Origin of the sequence: Enterobacter sp. ECC-219 (genome assembly GCF_043966805.1) — a bacterium.
GTDB lineage: Bacteria > Pseudomonadota > Gammaproteobacteria > Enterobacterales > Enterobacteriaceae > Enterobacter > Enterobacter cloacae_N.
Window position 1 is genome coordinate 4,595,489 of record NZ_CP143680.1, and the last position, 22,479, is coordinate 4,617,967.

21 protein-coding genes are annotated in these 22,479 nt (G+C 61.0%); 7 read left to right on the plus strand and 14 right to left on the minus strand.

Annotation, left to right across the window (positions count from 1 at the left end):
* Nucleotides 1–13: 13 nt before the first annotated feature.
* The 3 genes from gutM to gutQ all read left to right on the plus strand — a co-directional run bounded on the left by gutM (nt 14) and on the right by gutQ (nt 2,168).
* Nucleotides 14–373: a transcriptional regulator GutM gene (gene gutM, locus V1603_RS21855; protein ID WP_233003265.1), complete on the plus strand. Its 360-nt coding sequence runs from the start codon at nt 14–16 to the stop codon at nt 371–373.
* A 63-nt stretch (nt 374–436) separates the two neighbouring features.
* On the plus strand, nt 437–1,210 hold the full coding sequence (locus tag V1603_RS21860) for a DNA-binding transcriptional repressor (protein WP_032640855.1): 774 nt from the start codon (nt 437–439) through the stop codon (nt 1,208–1,210).
* Entirely contained in the window at nt 1,203–2,168 is a 966-nt protein-coding gene (gene gutQ, locus V1603_RS21865; RefSeq protein ID WP_116343430.1) for an arabinose-5-phosphate isomerase GutQ, read from the plus strand. Before V1603_RS21860 ends, gutQ begins: the two co-directional genes overlap by 8 nt.
* Here gutQ and norR read toward each other — a convergent pair.
* Nucleotides 2,165–3,679, minus strand: coding sequence for a nitric oxide reductase transcriptional regulator NorR (gene norR, locus V1603_RS21870; RefSeq protein WP_192984374.1), 1,515 nt, complete (start codon nt 3,677–3,679; stop codon nt 2,165–2,167). The genes gutQ and norR overlap by 4 nt on opposite strands.
* 186 nt (nt 3,680–3,865) lie before the next feature.
* Here norR and norV point away from each other — a divergent pair, with 186 nt between their 5' ends.
* Both norV and norW read left to right on the plus strand, forming a co-directional pair.
* A complete protein-coding gene (gene norV, locus V1603_RS21875; RefSeq protein ID WP_320720734.1) occupies nt 3,866–5,308 on the plus strand; it encodes an anaerobic nitric oxide reductase flavorubredoxin in 1,443 nt (480 codons plus the stop codon).
* Nucleotides 5,305–6,438 carry an NADH:flavorubredoxin reductase NorW gene (gene norW, locus V1603_RS21880; RefSeq protein ID WP_395313260.1) on the plus strand — a complete coding sequence of 378 codons (1,134 nt, stop codon included), beginning with the start codon at nt 5,305–5,307 and terminating at the stop codon, nt 6,436–6,438. The genes norV and norW overlap by 4 nt, the downstream gene beginning before the upstream one ends.
* A gap of 113 nt (nt 6,439–6,551) precedes the next feature.
* Here the strand turns inward: norW and V1603_RS21885 are convergent, their stop codons facing one another.
* From V1603_RS21885 to V1603_RS21900, 4 genes are all read right to left on the minus strand, one after another.
* Nucleotides 6,552–7,574, minus strand: coding sequence for a HoxN/HupN/NixA family nickel/cobalt transporter (locus V1603_RS21885; protein WP_395313261.1), 1,023 nt, complete (start codon nt 7,572–7,574; stop codon nt 6,552–6,554).
* Between the two features lies 1 nt (nt 7,575).
* The gene (gene hypF, locus V1603_RS21890) at nt 7,576–9,792 is read right to left on the minus strand and encodes a carbamoyltransferase HypF (protein ID WP_395313262.1); all 2,217 of its coding nucleotides are present in this window, start codon (nt 9,790–9,792) and stop codon (nt 7,576–7,578) included.
* A 6-nt stretch (nt 9,793–9,798) separates the two neighbouring features.
* Nucleotides 9,799–10,344: an electron transport protein HydN gene (hydN, locus tag V1603_RS21895; RefSeq protein WP_008499565.1), complete on the minus strand. Its 546-nt coding sequence runs from the start codon at nt 10,342–10,344 to the stop codon at nt 9,799–9,801.
* 131 nt (nt 10,345–10,475) lie between these two features.
* A complete protein-coding gene (locus V1603_RS21900) occupies nt 10,476–11,489 on the minus strand; it encodes a LacI family DNA-binding transcriptional regulator (RefSeq protein ID WP_395313263.1) in 1,014 nt (337 codons plus the stop codon).
* A gap of 213 nt (nt 11,490–11,702) precedes the next feature.
* On the opposite strand from V1603_RS21900, the gene ascF reads away from it, so the two are divergent.
* Together ascF and V1603_RS21910 are read left to right on the plus strand one after the other, a co-directional pair.
* On the plus strand, nt 11,703–13,154 hold the full coding sequence (ascF, locus tag V1603_RS21905; protein ID WP_116343436.1) for a PTS cellobiose/arbutin/salicin transporter subunit IIBC: 1,452 nt from the start codon (nt 11,703–11,705) through the stop codon (nt 13,152–13,154).
* Nucleotides 13,155–13,172: 18 nt separating this feature from the next.
* Entirely contained in the window at nt 13,173–14,597 is a 1,425-nt protein-coding gene (locus tag V1603_RS21910; protein ID WP_395313264.1) for a 6-phospho-beta-glucosidase, read from the plus strand.
* Nucleotides 14,598–14,685: 88 nt separating this feature from the next.
* Here V1603_RS21910 and hycI read toward each other — a convergent pair whose 3' ends face one another.
* The 9 genes from hycI to hycA all read right to left on the minus strand — a co-directional run bounded on the left by hycI (nt 14,686) and on the right by hycA (nt 22,467).
* Nucleotides 14,686–15,141 carry a hydrogenase maturation peptidase HycI gene (hycI, locus tag V1603_RS21915; RefSeq protein ID WP_166712212.1) on the minus strand — a complete coding sequence of 152 codons (456 nt, stop codon included), beginning with the start codon at nt 15,139–15,141 and terminating at the stop codon, nt 14,686–14,688.
* On the minus strand, nt 15,134–15,544 hold the full coding sequence (locus V1603_RS21920) for a formate hydrogenlyase maturation HycH family protein (RefSeq protein ID WP_116343439.1): 411 nt from the start codon (nt 15,542–15,544) through the stop codon (nt 15,134–15,136). Before V1603_RS21920 ends, hycI begins: the two co-directional genes overlap by 8 nt.
* Nucleotides 15,541–16,308 carry an NADH-quinone oxidoreductase subunit B family protein gene (locus V1603_RS21925; RefSeq protein ID WP_116343440.1) on the minus strand — a complete coding sequence of 256 codons (768 nt, stop codon included), beginning with the start codon at nt 16,306–16,308 and terminating at the stop codon, nt 15,541–15,543. The genes V1603_RS21920 and V1603_RS21925 overlap by 4 nt, the downstream gene beginning before the upstream one ends.
* Nucleotides 16,308–16,850, minus strand: coding sequence for a formate hydrogenlyase complex iron-sulfur subunit (locus V1603_RS21930; protein ID WP_116343441.1), 543 nt, complete (start codon nt 16,848–16,850; stop codon nt 16,308–16,310). The genes V1603_RS21925 and V1603_RS21930 overlap by 1 nt, the downstream gene beginning before the upstream one ends.
* 9 nt (nt 16,851–16,859) lie before the next feature.
* A complete protein-coding gene (gene hycE / locus V1603_RS21935; RefSeq protein WP_116343442.1) occupies nt 16,860–18,569 on the minus strand; it encodes a formate hydrogenlyase subunit HycE in 1,710 nt (569 codons plus the stop codon).
* 15 nt (nt 18,570–18,584) lie between these two features.
* Nucleotides 18,585–19,508 carry a respiratory chain complex I subunit 1 family protein gene (locus V1603_RS21940; RefSeq protein ID WP_395313265.1) on the minus strand — a complete coding sequence of 308 codons (924 nt, stop codon included), beginning with the start codon at nt 19,506–19,508 and terminating at the stop codon, nt 18,585–18,587.
* Nucleotide 19,509: 1 nt separating this feature from the next.
* The gene (gene hycC / locus V1603_RS21945; RefSeq protein WP_316380145.1) at nt 19,510–21,324 is read right to left on the minus strand and encodes a formate hydrogenlyase subunit 3; all 1,815 of its coding nucleotides are present in this window, start codon (nt 21,322–21,324) and stop codon (nt 19,510–19,512) included.
* The gene (locus V1603_RS21950; RefSeq protein ID WP_163330102.1) at nt 21,321–21,929 is read right to left on the minus strand and encodes a 4Fe-4S dicluster domain-containing protein; all 609 of its coding nucleotides are present in this window, start codon (nt 21,927–21,929) and stop codon (nt 21,321–21,323) included. Before V1603_RS21950 ends, hycC begins: the two co-directional genes overlap by 4 nt.
* A 73-nt stretch (nt 21,930–22,002) precedes the next feature.
* Nucleotides 22,003–22,467, minus strand: coding sequence for a formate hydrogenlyase regulator HycA (hycA, locus tag V1603_RS21955; protein ID WP_116343501.1), 465 nt, complete (start codon nt 22,465–22,467; stop codon nt 22,003–22,005).
* Nucleotides 22,468–22,479 lie beyond the last annotated feature (12 nt).

Sequence of the window (22,479 nt, forward strand, 5' to 3'; positions counted from 1 at the left end):
ACAAGGAGTCGATATGGTAACCCCACTCATTACCGTCGCCGCCCTCGCCTGGCTCTGCCAGATGGCGTTTGGCGGCTGGCAAATCCATCAATTTAACCGCGCGTTTGACGCCCTGTGCCAGAAAGGCCGCGTGGGCGTCGGGCGTTCCGGTGGACGTTTCAAGCCGCGGGTCGTCGTCGCTGTTGCGCTGGATGAAAACAATAAGGTGTGCGATTCCCTCATCATGCGCGGCATGACCGTCTTCGCCCGTCCGGTGAAAATCCAGGCAATCAACGGCATTTCGCTGCAGGAATTACGGCCTGATGTGATCTTTCCCCATGATCCACTCTGTCAGAATGCACTATCATTAGCGCTTAATCTGAAACATGGATAATTTCGTTGTGAAAGCTATAGACTTGCGAAATTATCATTTCGCAACCTAAGGAACGAAGCGCCTATGAAACCTCGTCAGCGGCAGGCGGCCATTCTTGAGCATCTGCAAAAGCAGGGAAAATGCTCGGTAGAGGACCTCGCCCACTACTTTGACACCACCGGCACGACGATACGCAAGGACCTGGTATTGCTCGAAAACTCTGGCGCCGTCATTCGAACCTACGGCGGCGTGGTGCTTAATAAAGACGAAGCCGACCCGCCTATCGATCACAAAACGCTGATCAATACCCACCAGAAAGCGCTGATTGCCGAAGCCGCCGTAAAATTTATCCACGATGGCGATTCCATCATCCTCGACGCCGGCAGCACCGTCCTGCAGATGATCCCCCTGCTCAGCCGCTTTAACAACATCACGGTGATGACCAACAGCCTGCACATCGTTAACGCCCTGTCGGAGTTCGACAGTGAGCAGACCATCCTGATGCCCGGCGGTACCTTCCGCAAAAAATCGGCATCGTTTCACGGTCAGCTGGCAGAGAACGCCTTCGACCACTTCAGCTTCGATAAACTGTTTATGGGCACCGACGGCATCGACCTGAACGCGGGCGTCACGACGTTTAACGAGGTCTTCAGCGTCAGCAAAGCGATGTGCAACGCCGCGCGGGAAGTGATTTTGATGGCAGACTCATCGAAGTTTGGCCGCAAAAGCCCCAACATTGTCTGTAGCCTTGAAAGCGTTGATAAGCTGATTACCGACGCGGGTATCGATCCGGCGTTCAAAAAAGCGCTGGAAGAAAAAGGCATCGACGTGATCGTAACCGGAGAGAGAGATGAGTGATTTTCTGTTAGAAACGGGCCGCCAGACGCTAATGCTGGAGCTGCAGGAAGCCAGCCGCCTGCCGGAACGTCTGGGCGAGGATTTCGTCCGCGCCGCCAACACCATTATCCACTGCGAAGGCAAAGTGATCGTGGCGGGCATCGGTAAATCCGGCCATATCGGCAAAAAGATTGCCGCGACGCTCGCCAGCACCGGCACCCCGGCGTTCTTCGTGCATCCGGCAGAGGCGCTGCACGGCGATCTGGGGATGATTGAAAGCCGCGACGTGATGCTGTTTATCTCCTACTCCGGCTCGGCCAAGGAGCTGGATCTCATCATCCCTCGCCTGCAGGAAAAATCGGTCGCCCTGCTGGCGATGACCGGGAAACCCCGCTCGCCGCTGGCGCTGGCCGCCAAGGCGACACTGGACATTTCCGTTGAGCGTGAAGCCTGTCCGATGCACCTTGCCCCGACCTCCAGCACCGTTAACACCCTGATGATGGGCGACGCGCTGGCGATGGCGGTGATGCAGGCGCGCGGCTTTAACGAAGAAGATTTTGCCCGTTCGCATCCGGCAGGCGCGCTCGGTGCTCGCCTGCTCAATAAAGTTCACCACCTGATGCGCACCGACGATGCCATTCCGCAGGTCAAACTCGATACCAGCGTGATGGACGCGATGCTGGAACTCAGCCGCACCGGGTTGGGGCTGGTGGCGGTGTGCGATGACAGTGGCAACGTGAAGGGCGTGTTCACCGACGGCGACCTGCGCCGCTGGCTGGTGGGCGGCGGCAGGCTGGAAACGAACGTGTCGGACGCCATGACCAAAGGCGGGCTGACGCTGAACGCCGACAGCCGCGCCATTGAAGCCAAAGAGGTGCTGATGAAGCGCAAAATCACCGCCGCACCGGTGGTGGACGAGCACGGTAGGCTGTGCGGCGCCATCAACCTGCAGGACTTCTACCAGGCCGGGATAATCTAACCCTTCAGCCCGAGACGCTTCGCCAGCCGGTGCAGGTTGGCGACGTCCATCTCCAGCGCCCGGGCGCACGCCGCCCAGCTGCGGTTGTTCTGCTCCAGCGCGCGGGTAATCATCTGACGCTGAAATGCTTCCGTCGCCTCGCGCAGGTTCTCGTTCACGCTCTCAGGCGTTGCAGGCTTCACGGACGGCGTATTTTCATCCTGCAGCGCAAAATGGCGCGCATGAATAACCACTTCATCCCCCGAGCGCGTCGCCCGCGCCAGCACTACCGCGCGGTGAATCGCATGCTCCAGCTCGCGCACGTTGCCCGGCCAGCCGTAGCTCAGCAGATGCGATCTCGCCCCCGGACTCAGCACCACGCGGGAAAGCCCCATCCTGAGGCGGCACTGCTCGCAGAAAAAGCCCGCCAGCAGCACCACGTCGTCCCCGCGCTCGCGTAGCGGGGGCACGGACAGCGGGAACACGCTCAGGCGGTGGAACAGGTCGGCGCGGAAATTGCCCGCCAGCACCGCTTCACGCAGATCCCGGTTAGTCGCTGCCAGCACGCGCACGTCCACTCTGTGGCTGCGGTCATCCCCCACGCGCTGAATATCGCCGTACTGCAATACGCGCAGCAGTTTGGCCTGAAGTGATAAGGATAATTCGCCAATCTCATCCAGGAAGAGCGTGCCGTTATCGGCCATTTCGAACTTGCCGCTGCGGTTGCTGATCGCCCCGGTAAACGCCCCTTTGACGTGACCAAACAGCTCGCTCTCCGCCACGCTTTCCGGCAGCGCGGCGCAGTTGAGGTACACCAGCGGGTTGGCCGCCCGCGGCGAGGCTTCGTGAATGGCTTTCGCCACCAGCTCCTTACCGGTGCCGGTCTCCCCGAAGATCAGCACGTTCAGATCGGACGCGGCGACAATCTCAATCTCTTTTTTGAGCTGCGCCATGCCGGGCGAAAGACCGATCATCTCCGTGTGCGTGACCTGCTCAAACGCCGCCGGGCTGCCGGGAAGAATATTCTGGCTCTCCAGCTGCTCTATCAACAGCGCATTATTCAGCGCCCCGGCGGCCAGCGCCGCAATCAGGCGCAGCGCTTCGTCGCTGAAGGTGTCGAACTGGTCCGGCGACATGCCGTCGAGCGTCAGCGCGCCAATCAGGTTTTGCCCGGCAAACAGCGGCAGGCCGATACAGGCGTGCACCTTCAGGCTCTCCTGTCCGGGGATCAGGCCGTCGTACGGGTCGGGCAGATCGCTGTCCGCCGGGAAACGCACCACGTCACCCGCGCGGGCGATGGTCTCCAGCCGCGGATGGCCTTCAAGGGTAAAGCGCCGTCCGAGCACGTCCTGCGCCAGCCCGTCGATAGCCAGCGGAATAAACTGTCTTCCCTCGTAGCGCAGCAGCGCCGAGGCGTCACACGCCAGCACCTGGCGCAGCGTGGAGATCAGCCGTTGAAAACGGTCCTGATGGCCGATACCGGTTTGCAGTTCAATGGCAATCTTCGCCAGCACATCTACAGAAAAGCTCATGTCAGCCTCACAGTCATTTTGACAATACATAGTGTCATATTGACAGCTTTCTTGATAGTCATAATGACTATCCTTTACGGACAATACATTTATAAACTCAATATTATCAATCAATTAAATAGTTGGCACGCACCTTGATATAGGTACAGCATCTTATTTGAAACGCTGTATTACGCTGAGGTTGCTATGTCTATTCTGGTTAAAAATAACATTCATTGGGTGGGTCAACGTGACTGGGAAGTGCGCGATTTCCACGGGACGGAATACAAAACGCTGCGCGGCAGCAGCTACAACAGCTATCTCATTCGCGAAGGTAAAAACGTGCTGATCGATACCGTCGATCACAAGTTCAGCCGCGAGTTCGTGCAGAACCTGCGCAGCGAAATCGATCTGAACGCCATCGACTACATCATCATCAACCATGCGGAAGAGGATCACGCCGGGGCCCTGACCGAACTGATGTCCTGCATCCCGGACACCCCAATCTACTGCACCACCAACGCCATCGACTCGATCAACGGCCACCATCACCATCCGGAGTGGAACTTCCACACCGTGAAAACCGGCGACGCGCTGGATATCGGCAACGGCAAGCAGCTGATCTTTGTGGAAACCCCGATGCTGCACTGGCCGGACAGCATGATGACCTACATGACCGGCGACGCGGTGCTGTTCAGCAACGACGCCTTCGGCCAGCACTACTGCGACGAGCGCCTGTTCAACGACGAAGTGGACCAAGCCGAGCTGTTCGAACAGTGCCAGCGTTACTACGCCAACATCCTGACCCCGTTCAGCCGCCTGGTGACGCCGAAAATCACCGAGATCCTCGGCTTCAACCTGCCGGTGGAGATGATTGCCACCTCCCACGGCGTGGTGTGGCGTGAAAACCCAACCCAGATAGTGGAGCTGTACCTGAAATGGGCGGCAGATTATCAGGAAGACCGCATTACGATTTTCTACGACACCATGTCCAACAACACCCGCATGATGGCGGACGCCATTGCCCAGGGCATCAACGAAGTGGACCCGAACGTGGCGGTGAAAATCTTCAACGTGGCGCGCAGCGATAAGAACGAGGTATTGACCAACGTCTTCCGCTCTAAGGGCGTGCTGGTGGGCACCTCCACCATGAATAACGTGATGATGCCGAAAATTGCCGGCCTGGTGGAAGAGATGACCGGTCTGCGCTTTCGCAACAAACGCGCCAGTGCCTTTGGTTCACACGGCTGGAGCGGCGGCGCGGTAGACCGTCTCTCCACCCGTTTACAGGATGCCGGTTTTGAGATGTCCCTGAGCCTGAAGGCGAAATGGCGTCCTGATCTCGACGCGCTGGAAATCTGCCGCCAGCACGGTCGCGACATTGCCCGTCAGTGGGCGCTCGCACCGCTTCCTGATGCCGATGCAACACCCGCCGAACAGCCGCAAACCTGTGACGTTGCCGCCAGCGCCGATCTCGGCCCACGCATGCAGTGCAGCGTCTGCCAGTGGGTTTACGATCCTGAGCTGGGCGAGCCGCTACAGGATGTCTCTCCGTGCACGCCGTGGAGCGAGGTGCCGGACAACTTCCTCTGCCCGGAATGTTCCCTCGGCAAAGACGTCTTTGACGAACTGGCAGCGGAGGCAAAATGAGCAACGGCATCGTTATCATCGGCTCGGGCTTTGCCGCCCGCCAGCTGGTGAAAAATATCCGCAAGCAGGACGCTCACGTGCCGCTGACGGTGATTGCCGCTGACAGCATGGACGAGTACAACAAGCCTGATTTAAGCCACGTCATCAGCCAGAATCAGCGCGCCGAAGACCTCACCCGCCAGACGGCGGGGGAGTTCGCGGAGCAGTTTAACCTGCGTCTGTTTCCGTACACCTGGGTCACCGACATCGACGCCGACGCCCACGTGGTGAAAGCGAAAGAGAAAACCTGGCAGTACGACAGGCTGGTGCTGGCGACCGGGGCATCAGCCTTTGTGCCGCCGGTTGAGGGCCGCGAGCTGATGATTACCCTCAACAGCCAGCAGGAGTACCAGGCCAGCGAAACCCTGCTCCGCGATGCGCAACGGGTGATGATTGTCGGCGGCGGGCTGATCGGCACCGAGCTGGCGATGGATTTCTGCCGCGCGGGGAAATCCGTCACCCTGGTTGACCACGCGGCCAGTATTCTGTCGGCGCTGATGCCCGCAGAAGTAAGCAGTCGCTTACAGCATCGTCTGACCGATATGGGCGTCCATCTGCTGCTGAAATCGCAGCTGCAGAGCCTGAGCAAAACCGAAGGCGGTATTCGCGCCACGCTCGACCGCAGCCGCAGCGTAGAAGTGGATGCGGTGGTTGCCGCGACAGGGCTGCGTCCGGAAACCGCGCTGGCGCATCGCGCAGGGGCTGAGATAAACCGCGGCGTGAAGGTAGACTGCTACCTGCAAACCACGCGGCCGGACATTTATGCCCTGGGCGACTGTGCGGAAATTAACGGTGAAGTGCTGCCCTTTTTGCAGCCGATTCAGTTAAGCGCAATGTGTCTGGCGAAAAATCTGCTCGGCGGAAGCGCGCCGCTGAAATTGCCCGCCATGCTGGTAAAAGTAAAAACGCCGGAATTACCGCTGCATCTCGCAGGTGAAACGCAGCGTCAGGATCTGAACTGGCAAATTACCCTCGAACCGCAGGGAATGGTCGCGCGAGGTGCGGACAGCGAGGGTCAGATACGCGCCTTTGTCGTCAGTGAAGAGCGGATGAAGGAGGCGTTCACACTGCTAAAATCGCTACCTGCTTAACCCTCGCAATGCCTGCTGGCGCTCCGCTTACCCGGCCTACTCAACCCCAAAACGGTAAACCTTGTAGGCCCGCGCAAGCGTAGCGCCGCCGGGCAAAAAAAGGGCTGGGTAGTTCAGGAACGCACCACCAGCGCGTCGTAGCCGCGCCAGCGGTAGTTGACCATGGAGATCAGCCAGCAGGCGACAAACAGCCCGACCACCACAAACCCGGCGTTGCCCAGGTTGTCGTTTACCGCGCCGATCAGATCCCAGACGCCGCCGCTGAGGGCAAATTTGTCCATCAGCAGGCCCAGCGCTTCCAGCCCGCCGATAAACAGCGCCACCACCACGGAGGTGCCGGTGATGGTCATGTTGTAGTAGAGCTTGCGCTGCGGTTTATCAAACGCCCAGCCATAAGCGCCGACCATCAGCAGGTTATCGAGAGTATCCACCAGCGCCATGCCGCCGGCGAAGAGCGCCGGGAAGATCATGATTGACCATACCGACATGCCGCTGGAGGCGCTGGCGGCAGAGATCCCCAGCACGCCGATCTCGGTGGCCGTGTCAAAGCCAAGGCCAAACAGGAAACCGACCAGGTACATCTGCCAGCTTTTATTCACCAGGCGGAAGGTTTTGCCAAACAACCAGTTCATGACGCCGCCCTGGGCAGGCAGCGTGATGTCTCCCTGCACCGGCTGGCCTTTTTTCAGCGCCTGAAAACTGCGCCAGACCCCGCGAAGGATCACCATATTCACCAGCGCCATCGCCAGCAGGAAGGTGGCGGACACCGCGGTGCCAATCAGGCTCCCGGTCTCGTGGAACCATGCCATGTTTTTCTGAAACGCCGTGGCGGTGGCGGCGATGGCGATGGAGGCCAGCACCACAATGGTGGAGTGACCCAGCGAGAACCACGCCCCCACCCCGGACGGACGCTTGCCCTGCTGCATCATCTTACGCGTCACGGTATCAATGGCCGCGATGTGGTCGGCGTCCACGGCGTGACGCAGCCCGTAGCACCACGCCAGCAGGCTGGCCGCCATCAGCGCCGTGCTGCCGCTGAAGGTGTGCCATGCCCATCCCCAGGCCAGCAGGTTTGCCATTACCAGAGCCAGCAGCAGAAGCGCGGCGCGAGGTTCGTTGCGTAACAGTCGTAACATTTTAAATCCTTTTTGAACATGACCGGGCAGCGGCGACCACCGCCTGCCCGAAGGAGATCGCTCCGTCACCTGCGGGCAGGCGCGAAGGAAAAAGAAGCGTAAAGTCAGAAAGATAGTGACGCAGGCGCGCGCGCAGCAGACGGTTGTGCAACACGCCGCCGCTGAGGCAGATTGTCGACAGCGACAGGCGTCGGGCATGGCACGCGGCGAGCTGCGCCAGCCCTTTTGCCAGCGCGTCGTGAAAGGCCCACGCGCGCTCGCGGGGCTCCGCCTGCCAGCTCAGCCACTGCCGCCAGAACAGCGCGAGGTTATCCACTTCCAGCGTCACCGGATGATCAACCCCCGCGCACTGCGATGCCAGCGCCTCCAGCCGACAGGCCGCTTCGCCTTCGTAGCGCTGCACGTCGATGCCCAGCGCGCAGGCGACGGCGTCAAACAGACGACCGCAGGAAGACGCCCGCGGCGCGTTGATGCCGCGCGACACAGCCGTTGCCAGCAGTGGCCAGTTTTGACGCTGGACTGCCCGCGTTTCCGGGTACTTCTGCCAGTCCGGGACAAACGCCAGACAGTGGGCAAGCAAATTTCGCCACGGCTGCGTCGCCGCCAGATCGCCCCCCGGCAGCGCAACGGCAGGCAGGCCGCCGAGCCGTTCGCAGTCGAGATAGTTGACCCGCAGGCACTCGCCGCCCCACAGCGCGCCGTTCTCACCCATGCCGATCCCGTCCAGCGTCAGGGCGATAACGTCTCCGCCGTCGAGCGGCCAGCCGTTCTCCGCCAGACACGCCGCCGCATGGGCGTGATGATGCAGCACGGTTTCGACGGGCAGCGCCTGCTCCTGCGCCCACCGTCGGGCGCGGTACGCCGGATGGGCATCGCACACCGCGCGCTCCGGCTGAAAGGCATAGATGTCCTGCATCGTCGAGAGCGCGCTGTGCCACTGCGCCTCGACGCCCTCGTCGCTGAGATCGCCAAAGTGCTGACTCAGTACCGCCTGGTTCCCGCGCACCAGGCAGAAGGTGTTTTTCATCTCTGCACCGGTGCACAGCATGGCGGGGATATCCTCAAAACCCGCGGGCAACGTGACGGCGTCCGGCACAAAGCCGCGCGCGCGACGCAGGATAGCGCCATCCCGATCCATCACCGAATCATCCATGCGTTGAAGGATGTCGCGGTTATGCAGCAGGAAGCCGTCCGCGATGCCGCTGAGTTCCTCCAGCGCCTGCTGGTTAGTGACGGCAGGCGGTCTGCCGCTGAGGTTGCCGGAGGTCATCACCAGCGGGCGCCGGCACTCCATCATCAGAAGATGCTGGAGCGGGTTCGCGGGCAGCATCACGCCAACGCAGTCGAGCCCCGGCGCAATTTCCTCGGGGAACGCGGGAAGCGAGGCTTTTGGCGTGAGCACAATCGGTGCAGCGGGCAAGCGTAGCAGCGTCTGTATCGTCTCCGGCAGGTCGTTCGCATCCGGGATCATCACCGCCAGCGGCTTCGTCGGGCGCTGCTTGCGCATCCGCAGTTTCAGTATCGCCTGCGGATCCAGCGCGTCGCAGACGAGGTGGAAACCGCCCAGCCCTTTAACCGCGACAATGCCGCCGCCTTTCAGCATCGCCACCGCCGCGCGTAAAGCCGATTCACGGGTAGCAACGGCATCTCCGGCCTGCCATTCCAGCTGCGGCCCGCAGTCCGGGCAGGCCACCGGCTGGGCGTGGAAACGCCGGTCAGCCGGGTTGCGGTACTCGGTTTCGCACGGCGCGCACAGCGGAAATGCGGCCATCGACGTGGCCGGACGGTCGTAGGGCATCGCGCGGATAATAGTAAACCGCGGCCCGCAGTGGGTGCAGTTGATAAACGGGTAACGGTAGCGGCGCTCGCCAGGGTCGCGCATTTCAGCCAGACACGCCGGACAGGTGGCGGCATCCGGCACGATTTGCGTGTCCATCACTCCGCGCTCGCTCTGGCGGATGGTAAATTCCGTCGGCACGCCAGACCAGCTGTAGGGCTGCGTATCAACCTCGTCGATACGCGCCAGCGGTGGGCAGTCCTGGCGCAGCCTCGCGGTAAAGTCCCCCCCATTACCCGCGAGACGCACCAGAACACCCTCTCCGTCGTTGCAGACATCGCCCACAAGCTTCAGCCGGTGCGCCAGCTGCCAGACGAAGGGCCGAAACCCCACGCCCTGCACCTTGCCGCGCACCCGAAGCTGTACGCCGTTAACGCTCATCGCGGCTTAAAACAGCAGCGATGACGATGTGTCGAACGCCGCGCGACGGCGCTTTTCGGCGCTCATCTGCTCAAGCTTATCGCGATCCACGCAGACCAGCGCGTGCGTCGGGCAGGCTTCCATACAGGCCGGGCCGGCTTCACGGTGATAGCAAAGGTCGCATTTATTGGCTTCGGCCTTCTCTGCCCGCACGCTCAGCCCCATACCGCTGTTGCGCACCACCGGACGAACCACCACCTCCATCGCGCCATACGGGCAGGCGACAACGCAGGTTTTGCAGCCGATACAGCGCTCCTGCATCACGTGCACAAAGCCCTTCTCGCGCTTAATCGCCCCGTTCGGGCAGACGTTGGCGCACGGTGCGTCTTCGCACTGGCGACAGATGGCGGCGGTGGAAATATTCACGCCTTTAATGACGTGGATGCGCGGCAGGAAAGTATCAGGAGTGAGAGAGGCGCAGTCCTGCTCCGCCTGATGGGAAACCACGCACGCCACTTCACAGGTACGGCAACCAATGCACTTACTGGCATCGGCCATAATAAAACGGTTCATCTGCTTCTCCGGCATAACTGTTATGCGCGAAGCTATTCATAAACCGTGCCAACATTTAAGGTATTGATTTTAAGAGAAATGTAAAACAAATTTTCTGTCATCGTCATTAGTGACGATGACAGATGTCGACGTCAGCGGTACGGGCCATCAATGACGGAGTCGCGCAGGACAAGCTCGCCGGAGAAGGTTTGCTGATATTTAAACTCCCCGCCGTCGAGCATGAAGATCAGGCGGCTGATGGTCTCCTGAATCATCTCCGTCACCGGAATACGCACGCTGGAGAGCGATGGCACGATATAGGGCGCGATGGCCACGTCGTCAAAACCGATGACGGATACCGCGTCCGGCGTAGCGACGCCGCTGTCGTGCAAGTGCTTGATGGCGCCGATCGCCATATCGTCATTGCTCGCCACCAGCGCGGTAAAGCGTTCCCCGCGAGCAAGCAGTTCAGAAACCGCCGCTGCGCCGCTGGTGGGGTTCCACTTCCCCTGCGCAATCAGCCCCTCGCGCAGCGGAATAGCGTGCTGCACCAGCGCATCCCTGTAACCGGAAAGACGCTCGACCCCGGTGGGGGAATCCATCGAGCCGGTGATAAACGCAATCTCCCGGTGCCCTTTTGCAATCAGCTGCGACACCGCGTCCTGACACGAGGCTTTATGATCGGACCAGACGCTGTGGCTGCTGTTTTTCCGCAGGCGGCGGTTGAGCACCATAATCGGCTGCTCGCATTTCTCAACGAGCTCGTCCAGCTCTTCCACGTTCAGAAAACGCGGGTAAATAATCACCGCATCGCAGCGCATATCCAGCAGATACTGGATCGCCTCGCGCTCTTCTTCGGCGCTGTGCTTGCCGTCGGCGAGGATCAGCTGCCGCCCTTTTTCTTCCGTCATCCGCGCGGCGTGAAACAGCAGTTCGCTAAAGTAGACGCCGTGATAAAGGGTGTTCGTCACCACCAGCCCCAGGGTCTGGGTGCGTTTGGTCGCCAGGTTGCGCGCCAGCAAATTCGGGCGATAGCCGCTCTCTTCAATGGCCTGAAACACCCGGTCTTTGGTCTCCTGGCTAACGTAGCCGTTGCCCGACAACACCCGGGAAACCGTCGCTTTCGAAACGCCTGCCCGCTTCGCCACTTCCAGCATCGTGGTCATACTGTTCTTCCATCCGAAACTCATGCGGGCAGTGTACTGCACCGCGGAAAAATTGTCGCAGCGGCAACATCACGCTTTCGGCATCTCATTGCGATCTGAATCACGAAAAAGAAAAATGTTCAAAAAGCGGTCTTGTTTCATCAAAAGAAACTCATGATGATTATGTGGAACCGGTTTCCTACATTTCACACAACGATAACAGGATCACATCCGATGGCCAAAAATTACGCTGCGCTGGCGAACGACGTTATCAGCGCGCTGGGCGGCAAAGAGAACATCGTCGCCGTCACCCACTGCATGACGCGACTGCGTTTCGTTCTGAAAGACGAAACCCTCACCGACGTTGCGCGCCTGAAAAGCATCAGCGGCGTGCTCGGCGTGGTGCGCAATGACAACCAGTGTCAGGTCATTATTGGCAACACCGTTTCACAGGCGTACCGCGAAGTGGTGAGTCTGTTGCCAACCAGCCTGCAGCCTGCCGTACCGGAAGGTCCGCAGAAACTGACCTTACGCCGCATTGGTGCCGGGATCCTCGACGCGCTGATCGGCACCATGTCCCCGCTGATCCCGGCTATCATCGGCGGTTCGATGGTCAAGCTGCTGGCGATGATCCTTGAGATGACCGGCGTGCTGCCAAAAGGCGCGCCGACGCTCACCATTCTGACCGTCATCGGCGACGGCGCGTTCTTCTTCCTGCCGCTGATGGTAGCGGCCTCGGCGGCGGTGAAGTTCAAAACCAATATGTCTCTGGCGATCGCCATCGCGGGCGTGCTGGTGCACCCGAGCTTTATCGAGCTGATGGCGAAAGCCGCGCAGGGCGAACACGTTGAGTTCGCCTTTATTCCGGTGACGGCGGTGAAATACACCTACACCGTCATCCCGGCACTGGTGATGACCTGGTGCCTGTCGTACATCGAACGCTGGGTAGATCGCATTACCCCGGCGGTAACCAAAAACTTCCTGAAGCCAATGCTGATCGTGCTGATTGCCGCCCCGCTCGCCATCGTGCTGATTGGCCCGCTCGGGATCTGGATCGGTAGCGCCATCTCCGCGCTGGTCTACACCATTCACGGCTATCTGGGCTGGCTCTCCGTCGCCATCATGGGCGCGCTCTGGCCGCTGCTGGTGATGACCGGGATGCACCGCGTGTTTACGCCGACCATCATTCAGACCATCGCCGAAACGGGCAAGGAAGGGATGGTCATGCCGTCGGAAATCGGCGCTAACCTGTCGCTCGGCGGCTCGTCGCTGGCGGTGGCCTGGAAAACCAAAAACCCGGAGCTGCGCCAGACGGCGCTGGCGGCAGCGGCCTCCGCCATTATGGCGGGGATCTCTGAACCGGCGCTGTACGGCGTGGCGGTGCGTCTGAAACGTCCTCTGATTGCGAGCCTAATCAGCGGCTTTATCTGCGGGGCGGTCGCCGGCATGGCCGGTCTCGCCAGCCACTCGATGGCGGCGCCGGGGCTGTTCACCAGCGTGCAGTTCTTCGACCCGTCTAACCCGATGACCATCGTCTGGGTGTTTGGCGTAATGGGGCTGGCGGTGGTGCTGTCGTTTGTTCTGACCCTGCTTTTAGGGTTTGAGGATATCCCGGTCGAAGACGAAGCTGAAAAAGCGCGCGCCCTGCAGACCGCACCGGTTCAGAACAACGCAGCAAAAGCATAAATTGAAAGCGAGGTAAGAATGTCTGTTTTTCCACAAGGATTTTTATGGGGCGGCGCGCTTGCCGCCAACCAGTGTGAAGGTGCTTACCGTGAGGGCGGCAAAGGACTGACAACGGTCGATATGATCCCCCACGGCGCGCATCGTCTGGCGGTGAAGATCGGTCAGGAAAAGCGTTTTTCGCTGCGTGACGACGAATTCTACCCGAGCCACGAGGCGATTGATTTTTACCATCGCTATAAAGAAGACATCGCCCTGATGGCGGAGATGGGCTTTACGGTGTTCCGCACCTCGATTGCCTGGAGCCGCCTCTACCCGAACGGCGACGAGCCGCTGCCGAACAAAGAGGGTATTGCCTTCTACCGCGCGGTGTTCGAGGAGTGCAAAAAGTACAACATTGAGCCGCTGGTCACTCTGTGCCACTTCGACGTGCCGATGCACCTGGTGACGGAGTACGGCTCGTGGCGCAACCGTAAGATGGTCGATTTCTTCGCCCGCTACGCCCGCACCTGCTTTGAAGAATTTAACGGGCTGGTGAAATACTGGCTGACCTTCAACGAAATCAACATCATGCTGCACAGCCCGTTCTCCGGCGCGGGGCTGGTGTTTGAGGAAGGTGAAAACGAGGACCAGGTGAAATACCAGGCCGCGCACCACGAGCTGGTGGCGAGCGCGCTGGCGACCAAAATCGCCCACGAGGTGAACCCGGAAAACCAGGTCGGCTGCATGCTGGCGGGCGGCAATTTCTACCCGTACTCCTGCAAGCCGGAAGACGTGTGGATGGCGCTGGAGAAAGACCGTGAGAACCTGTTCTTTATCGACGTGCAGGCGCGCGGCAGCTACCCGGCCTACTCCGCCCGCGTATTCCGCGAGAAAGGCGTGGTGATTGTGAAAGATCCTGGTGACGATCTACTTCTGAAAAACACCGTCGATTTTGTCTCGTTCAGCTACTACGCCTCGCGCTGCGCGTCGGCGGACATGAACGCGGGCAACACCAGCGCGGCGAACATCGTGAAGTCCCTGCGCAACCCGCATATTCAGGTGAGTGAATGGGGCTGGGGCATCGATCCGCTCGGCCTGCGCATTACCATGAACATGATGTACGACCGCTACCAGAAGCCGCTGTTCCTGGTTGAAAACGGCCTCGGGGCGAAGGACGTCATTGATGAAAACGGCGAGATCAACGACGACTACCGCATCAGCTATCTGCGCGAGCATATCCGCGCGATGGGCGACGCGATTGAGGACGGCGTGCCGCTGATGGGCTACACCACCTGGGGCTGCATCGACCTGGTGTCTGCCTCAACCGGGGAGATGAGCAAGCGCTACGGGTTTGTGTACGTTGACCGCGATGACGCCGGGAACGGCACGCTGGATCGCAAGCGCAAGAAATCGTTCTGGTGGTATAAGAAGGTGATTGCGAGTAACGGGGGGGATCTGGAGTAGCCTGTTGCCCTCACCCCAGCCCTCTCCCACAGGGAGAGGGAGATGGGTTTGGTAGGCCGGGTAAGGCGAAGCCGCCACCCGGCACTGCTCAGAGCTGAGAAAAACCTCCATCCCCAACCCATCCCGCAAGCCGTGAATAGACCACTTCCACCGCCTCTTTCACCGGCGGCGTCATCGGGTAATAAAATCCGACAATGTCCGGCTGAATCCCCAGAAACAGCACCTCGCCCACGTCGTCTTTAATCTGATCGACCAGGTAGTTCAGCGGCATATTGTGCGTCGTCATCATAAACATCTCGGCGATATCGTCCGGGTCTATCAGGCGGATCTCGCCGGGGTTGAGCCCCATATCGGTGGCATCGACGATTAACAGTCTCTCCGGACGCAGCTCGCGTATGGCGACCACGTCATTTTCCGGCGCGCTGCCGCCGTCAATCACTACCCAGCTGCCCTGCGGGTTCGCGGCGCACATTTCTGCCAGCAGCGGACCCGCGCCGTCGTCGCCCATCATACTGTTGCCGACACACAGTAAAACGTCAGTCACGTAATCTCCTCACCATCAGGTAGATGGCGCTCTCCTGATGAATATCGTGCAACATGCCGAGCAGCGTTGTGCTCCACGCCTGCTGCGCCGGGGTTTGCCTGCAGAGCGCCGCGTCAAAGGCGTTGGCGAGCATCGCAATGTGGTTGGCGTCGATGACTATCTCGCCGTACTTCGGCACGCCCTCCATCTTGCGACGCGCCGTACTGCCCTCCTCCAGCGTGGCGATCCACGCCAGGTACTCGGGCCACGGGCAGCTCAGCGCCGCCTCCAGGCAGTCAATCACCCCGAGGTGATGCCCAATCGCCAGGCTGTAATAGACCACCTGCTGCGCCGCATCCGGCGTGGCATCGTTCTCATCAATAAACTTACGGCTCAGCTGGCTGAACACCACCGTTTCACTCATCGGATACGCGCCTCATCCACGATGCTGTTCAGATTCGCCACAATCTCATTAAGACGCGGATCGTTCTCGGCCTCCAGCCAGCGCGCCACCTGATGGTCGCCCTGGCTCAGCAGGCGCAGATAATCGTCGGCAATCTGACGCCCGTAGCGGTAGCCCGCCAGCCTGCGCGCCGTGCGGTCAACCTTCACCCGCAGCGGCTGCACCATGTCCGGGTGCAGAATGGCGGCAGGCTGGTTGTCCAGCTCGCCCGGCTCGCGGGCGTGGATTTTCTGCTCCAGCAGGCCGAGCGCCATGGCAAAGCCGTACAGCGTCGCGGCGGGCGTCGGCGGGCAGCCTGGAATGTAGACGTCCACCGGCACGATTTTATCTGTACCGCCCCAGACGCAGTAAAGGTCGTGGAAGATGCCCCCGCTGTTGCCGCAGGCGCCGTACGAGATGCAGATTTTCGGGTCCGGTGCGGACTGCCAGGCGCGCAGCGCGGGCGAGCGCATCGCGCGGGTGACGGCGCCGGTAAACAGCAGGATGTCCGCATGACGCGGGGACGGCACGACTTTGATACCGAAGCGCTCGGCGTCAAACAGCGGCGACAGGGTAGCGAAGATCTCGATCTCGCAGCCGTTACAGCCGCCGCAGTCCACGCGGTAAACGTAGGCCGAGCGTTTGATTTTTTTCAGCAGCGACGCCTTCATGCTGGCGATGGATTCGTCCACCGTCATCGGCACCGGAAGGCCGTTAGCGTCGCGCGGGCCCAGTAGGTTTTCCATCAGCTGGCCTCTCTCATGTGGCGGGTGATATCAATGCGGTCGGACGGCAGCAGACACTTCTGACGCTTGCACGCCGGGCAGGTTTCGAAGCTTTCACGGTGATGCTCCGCGCGGGCGTCGCCGTTGTGCTGCAGCAGCGCGATGGCGTAGTCGATCTCTTTTTGCACGGCGAACGGGCGCTGGCAGACGCGGCAGTTGCACAGGTCAAAGCGCGACTGCTGCAGAAAATCCTCTTTCTTCCACACCGCCAGCTCGTATTCCTGCGACAGGCGAATGGCGACCGTCGGGCAGACCTCCTCGCAGCGGCCGCAGAAAATGCAGCGCCCGAGGTTGAACTGCCAGGCCAGCTCGCCGGTTTTGAGATCCGTTTCCACCGTTAAGGCGTTCGACGGGCAGGCGTTGACGCAGGCCGCGCAGCCGATGCACTGCTGCGGATTGTGCTCCGGCTTGCCGCGAAAGTTTTTGTCCACCGGCATCGGCTCCAGCGGATAGCTGCTGGTCTGCACGCCGGTTTTGATGACTTTTTTGATAAAGGTAAACATGGCGAGTCCTTATTTCAGCGGCGAGTTCTTACGCTCGATGCTGTAGCGCTCAAGCTCTTTGTACGGCACCACCTGGCTTTTCTTCTTACGCACGTCCACGACGGTCATGCGGTCGGTGCAGGAGTAGCACGGGTCGAGGCTGCCGATGATCAGCGGCGCATCGGAAACCGTGTTGCCGCGCAGCATATAGCGCAGGGTTGGCCAGTTGGCGTAGGTGGCCGCGCGGCAGCGCCAGCGGTACAGCTTCTGGTTGTCGCCGGTCATGCTCCAGTGAATGTCGTCCCCGCGCGGTGCTTCGGCAAAGCCAAGGGCGAAGCGGTTCGGGATGTAGGTGAAGCCCTCCACCATCAGCGGGCCGCCCGGCAGGTTATCGAGGCCGAAGTCGATCATATTCAGAGCAGTGAACACCTCGTTGATGCGCACCTTAAGGCGCGAGATGACGTCGCAGCCCTGCTCGCTGTGCACGGTCATCGGCAGCAGGCCGTAGCCGACAAACGGGTGATCGGCGCGGGTGTCGCGGGCGTGGCCGCTGGCGCGTACCATCGGGCCGACGTTACTGAAGTCGCGGGCGATTTCCGGGTCAAGGCGGCCGATGCCGACGGTGCGCTGCTCGATGTTTGGCGTGCTGAGCAGCATATCCACCAGCTCCTGCACATCGCGGCGCATCTGCTGGGCCAGCTGGCGGGTCTGGATCATATCGTCCTTCAGCAGGTCGCGGCGGATCCCGCCGATCAGGTTCAGACCGTAGGTTTTACGCGCCCCGGTGAGGATCTCCGCCATCTTCATCGACGCCTCGCGCACGCGGAAGAACTGCATAAACCCGGAGTCAAAGCCAACGAAGTGGCAGGCCAGGCCGAGGTTAAGCAGGTGTGAGTGCAGGCGTTCCACCTCCAGCAGAATGGCGCGGATCATCTGCGCGCGTTCCGGCACCACGATCCCCATGCCGTTTTCCACCGATGTGGTATAGGCAGTGCTGTGGGCAAAGCCGCAGATGCCGCACACGCGGTCAGAGAGGAACGTCACTTCGTTATAGCCCATGCGGGTTTCCGCCAGCTTTTCCATGCCGCGATGGACGTAGAACAGGCGGTAGTCGGCGTCGATGATGTTCTCGCCGTCGACGAACAGGCGGAAGTGGCCCGGTTCGTCGGAGGTGACGTGCAGCGGGCCGATCGGCACCACGTTGTTCTTCTTGCTGCCGAGCTCGTTGATGAACTCGTAGGTTTCGCTGTCGGTGGTCGGCGCCGGGCGCTGGCGGTAGTCCATGCTGTCTTTGCGCAGCGGGTAGAGTTCGTCCGGCCAGTCGTCCGGCAGCACCAGGCGGCGCTCGTCCGGCAGGCCGACCGGCACCAGGCCGTACATGTCGCGCACCTCGCGTTCGCCCCAGACGGCGGCAGGCACGCGCGGCGTGACGGACGGGTATTCCGGCTTATTCGGGTCGACTTCAACGCGCACGGTGATCCAGCACTTCTCGCCCTGCTCCATCGACATCACGTAGTACACCGCGTAGTTGCCGCACAGCTGGCGTTCGTCGTTACCGAACAGCACCGACAGCCAGCCGCCCTGACGGTAGTAAAGAAACTCCACCACTTCCGGCAGGTAGTTCACCTTCACGGTGACGGTTACCTGGTCTTTGGTTTGCCAGGACTCCTCCAGCACCACGCCGGGGAAAGCCTGATGCAACGCGGCGAGATACTGCTGACCTTTCTTTTCTTCAGACATAAAAATTCTCTTTAATCACGCCACCAGCAAGGAGACGAACGCTAAAAATGCAAAACCAAAACCGGCCCAGGTGATGCGCGACGTTTCGACAAAACGCAGGCGCGCCATGCTGTTTTCAAACAGGGCAATCACCAGCACGCCGACCAGCAGCTTGAGGGCGGCAATCACGACGGCCAGCACCAGACCACCCGCGGTAAAGTGCGTCATTTGTCCCCACGGGAAGAAGACGCCGACAAACATCTGCAGCACCACCACCTGCTTGAGGCTGATGCCCCACTTCAGCACCGCGAAGCCATAGCCGCTGTACTCGGTAAGCGGACCTTCCTGCAGCTCCTGCTCGGCTTCCGCCAGATCGAACGGCAGTTTGCCCATCTCAATAAACGTGGCGAACGCGCAGGCACAGAGCGCCAGCACCAGCGGAATGGAGCGGGCCACCGGCCAGTGATAAACGGTGTCGGTGATAAAGCTGATATGGGTGGAACCGGCCACCTGCGCGGCGACCCACAGCCCCAGCAGCAGGATCGGCTCCACCAGCACGCCGAGCATCGCCTCGCGGCTGGCGCTAATGCCAGTAAACGGGCTTCCGGTATCCAGGCCCGCAATCGCAAAGAAGAAACGGGCAATGGCGAAGAGGTAAATCAGCGTGATTAGATCGCCGAGCGCCGGCAGCGGCGACGCCACCGTCACCACCGGCAGAGCGGTGGCGATGGTCAGCATCACGCCAACCATCACGAACGGCGTCAGGCGGAAGACCCAGCCTGCGGCGTCCGGGGCCACGCTCTGACGAGAAAGCAGCTTGAAGAGATCGCGGTACTCCTGGAACACCCCAGGCCCGCGGCGGTTGTGCATTCGGGCGCGCGCCACGCGCGTGATGCCCGACAGCAGCGGCGCGGCGGCGAACAGTACCAGCGCCTGAAGAATTGCCAGTAACAGACTCATGTCAGGCTCCTCGTGAAATCACAATAACCACCAGCACCGCCAGCTCGATGACCGCCAGACGGCGGAACAGCGCGGGTGCGGCGGCGCTCTGCCAGCCCGGTACCCAGCCCACCGGGTTCAGCCAGCGGCGCAGCTTCAGCACGGCGGCGAAGTTTTCCTTCACCGGCATGGCGAAACCGTGGGCGGTGATGACCATCGACTGCTCGTGTTCGTAGCCGCAGGCCCACGCCGCGCCGCGCGAGCGGGAGGCGAGTCGGTCGCGTTTAAAGAACAGCATCAGCACGAATGGCAGCAGCGGTGCGGCAACCAGCAGCAGCGCCATCATCGGCTGGGATACGACGGTATGCGCCGTGGTCAGCGGCAGCGGAACGGCGTTGCCCAGCAGCGGCAGTAGCCACGGCGCGGCAACCCCGCCCGCAATGCAGCACAGCGCCAGCGCGACCACGCTGGCACACATCAGTACCGGTGCGCAGCAGGCGTTTTCAGCTTCGCGGGTGCGCGGCGCGCCGAGGAAGGTCACGCCGTAAACCTTCGCCATGCACATCACCGCCAGCGCCCCGGTAATCGCCAGCCCGACCGCCAGTAGCGGGCCTAACAGGCGCGCGATAAAGAGATCGCTCTGACCGAGCGCGAAGAAGGACTGGTAGATCACCCACTCCCCGGCAAAGCCGTTCAGCGGCGGCAGCGCGGCCATCGCCATCAGCCCCACCAGCATGGCGAGTGAAATGACGGGCATCTTTTTGCCGATGCCGCCGAGCTTTTCGATATCCCGATGGCCGGTTCGGAACCAGACGCTACCCGCCCCGAGGAAGAGGGTGCTTTTAAACAGGCTGTGGTTGACGAGGTGATACAGGCCGCCGATAAACCCGGCAGCAATCAGCGCCGGCTGGTTAAGCGCCAGCCCGGCGACGCCCGCGCCCATACCGAGCAGGATGATGCCGATGTTTTCAAGGGTGTGGTACGCCAGCAGGCGCTGAATGTTGTGCTCCATCAGGGCGTACAACCCGCCAACGAACGCGGTGACCATGCCCGCAATCAGCAGCATCACGCCCCACCAAAGCGGCGGCTGACCGCCGGTCAGCGTGAGGGTCAGGATACCGAACAGCCCCACCTTCATCACCACTGTGGAGAACAGCGCGGCAGCCGGCGCCGGGGCATTCGCATGCGCCTGCGGCACCCAGCCGTGCAGCGGGATAATCCCGGCCAGCAGGCCAAAGCCGACTACGCCAAGCAGCCAGACGTCGTTGCCCAGCGTCTGGCCGTTAAGCGCGGAAAAGTCCAGGGTGCCGAAACGCTGCCACACCAACCAGCAGGCCAGCGCCAGCAGCAGCGTCCCGAGGCGACCGAGCGCAAACCACAGCTTGCCGGAGGCGCTGCAGCCCGTCAGGAACACGCCGCACAGGGCCATGATCTCCGCCATCACCACCAGCGCACCGAGGTTGCTGGCGATAACCGTGCAGACCGCCGTGGCCATCAGCAGGTTCACCAGCAGGCCGTTGGCTTTGACCTGCTGATGACGGTGCCAGTCAATATTGAACAGGCTGATAAACAGCCCGCACAGGCCAAAGGTCACCAGCCAGATGGCGTTTAGCGGTGTAATCGCCACGGTGTGGCGAATCAGCGGCATAAGTGTTTCCACGGATTGTCCGCCGAGCAGAACCACGCCGCCAGCGGCCAGCGTCATCAGGCTGCCGACCGCCCCGCCGATACCGGCTATCCAGCCGCTCAGGGTTTTATGGAAAGAGAACACCAGCGCCAGCACGGCGGCAGCGGCAAAGTACGCCACGGCGCTGTTAATCATAAATATCGCGTTCATTTCGCCCCCTCGTTAAGCGACTGCAGAAGCGAAAGATCGCCGACGTCGGTATTAATGGTCAGCTCGCGCTTGCGCCTGCTGGTGCGGGCGATGTCGCGGATGTTGACCAGGATCAGCGCTTTGGTCGGGCAGGTCCGCACGCAGGCCGGGCCCTGTTCGTCAAAGCTGCACAGGTCGCACTTCACCGCGATAGCGCGGATGCCGGGGACCCAGTCCAGCAGCGTGCTCACCTTCGCCGGAGCGGGTGGCGCAGGCAGCGCTTTCGGGGTATTGGCGTTCGCCGGGATATGGAGCGGGCGGCTGCCGGAGAATTCAATGGCGCCGAACGGGCAGGCGATGCCGCACAGCTTGCAGCTGACGCACAGGCTTTCGTTCAGCTGGACCGCGCCATCGACGCGGGTGATGGCGTTAACCGGGCACACGCCCGCACACGGGGCATCTTCACAGTGGTGGCAGAGCTGCGGGGCAGACTCTTTTTCATTACGCATGACGCGCAGGCGCGGCATGGACTGCAGCCCGTGCAGGCGGTGCGTTTCCGAGCACGCCGCCTCACAGGTTCGACAGCCAATACAGACCGTCGAGTCAGCAATTACAAAACGGTTCACCGGGCAATCCTCAGGTGATGGTCATTTTTGACGACGAAAAACTGTCTCATCGACACTTTTCGACACACGGTTATCAGGCAGGGTTAGCGGGAATCTTTCCCGCGACCAGCTGTTTCAGGTCGACCGGCAAGTCGTGTTCAACCGCGGCGTAGAGACCGTTGTAAACCGGCGCGATTTTCTCCAGATAGTGCTCAAGCACCTGCTGGCGATCGCGGTTGCTGACGTAGCCGTCGACCATGCCGTCGGCCATCAGCTGGGCCTGCGCAATACACTGTTTTTCACCCTCTTTGTTCTCGACGTAGTACTCGATGGTGTGGCTGTTAAAGCTGTCTGCCAGGGTGACAAAAACCGTGAAATGGCCGAAGAGGACAAATCGCATATCGCCCTGCGCCGCACAGCTCATCGCGTGATGCAGACGCGCTTTTGACAGGGTGATCCCCTGAACCAGAGAGTTGCAGTAGAGGTGCCACTGATCCTGAAGCTGCTGGTGGCGTTGCGCGATGTAATCCGCTTTTTCGCTGATTTCCCAAATAGTCATAAAAGGTATCCG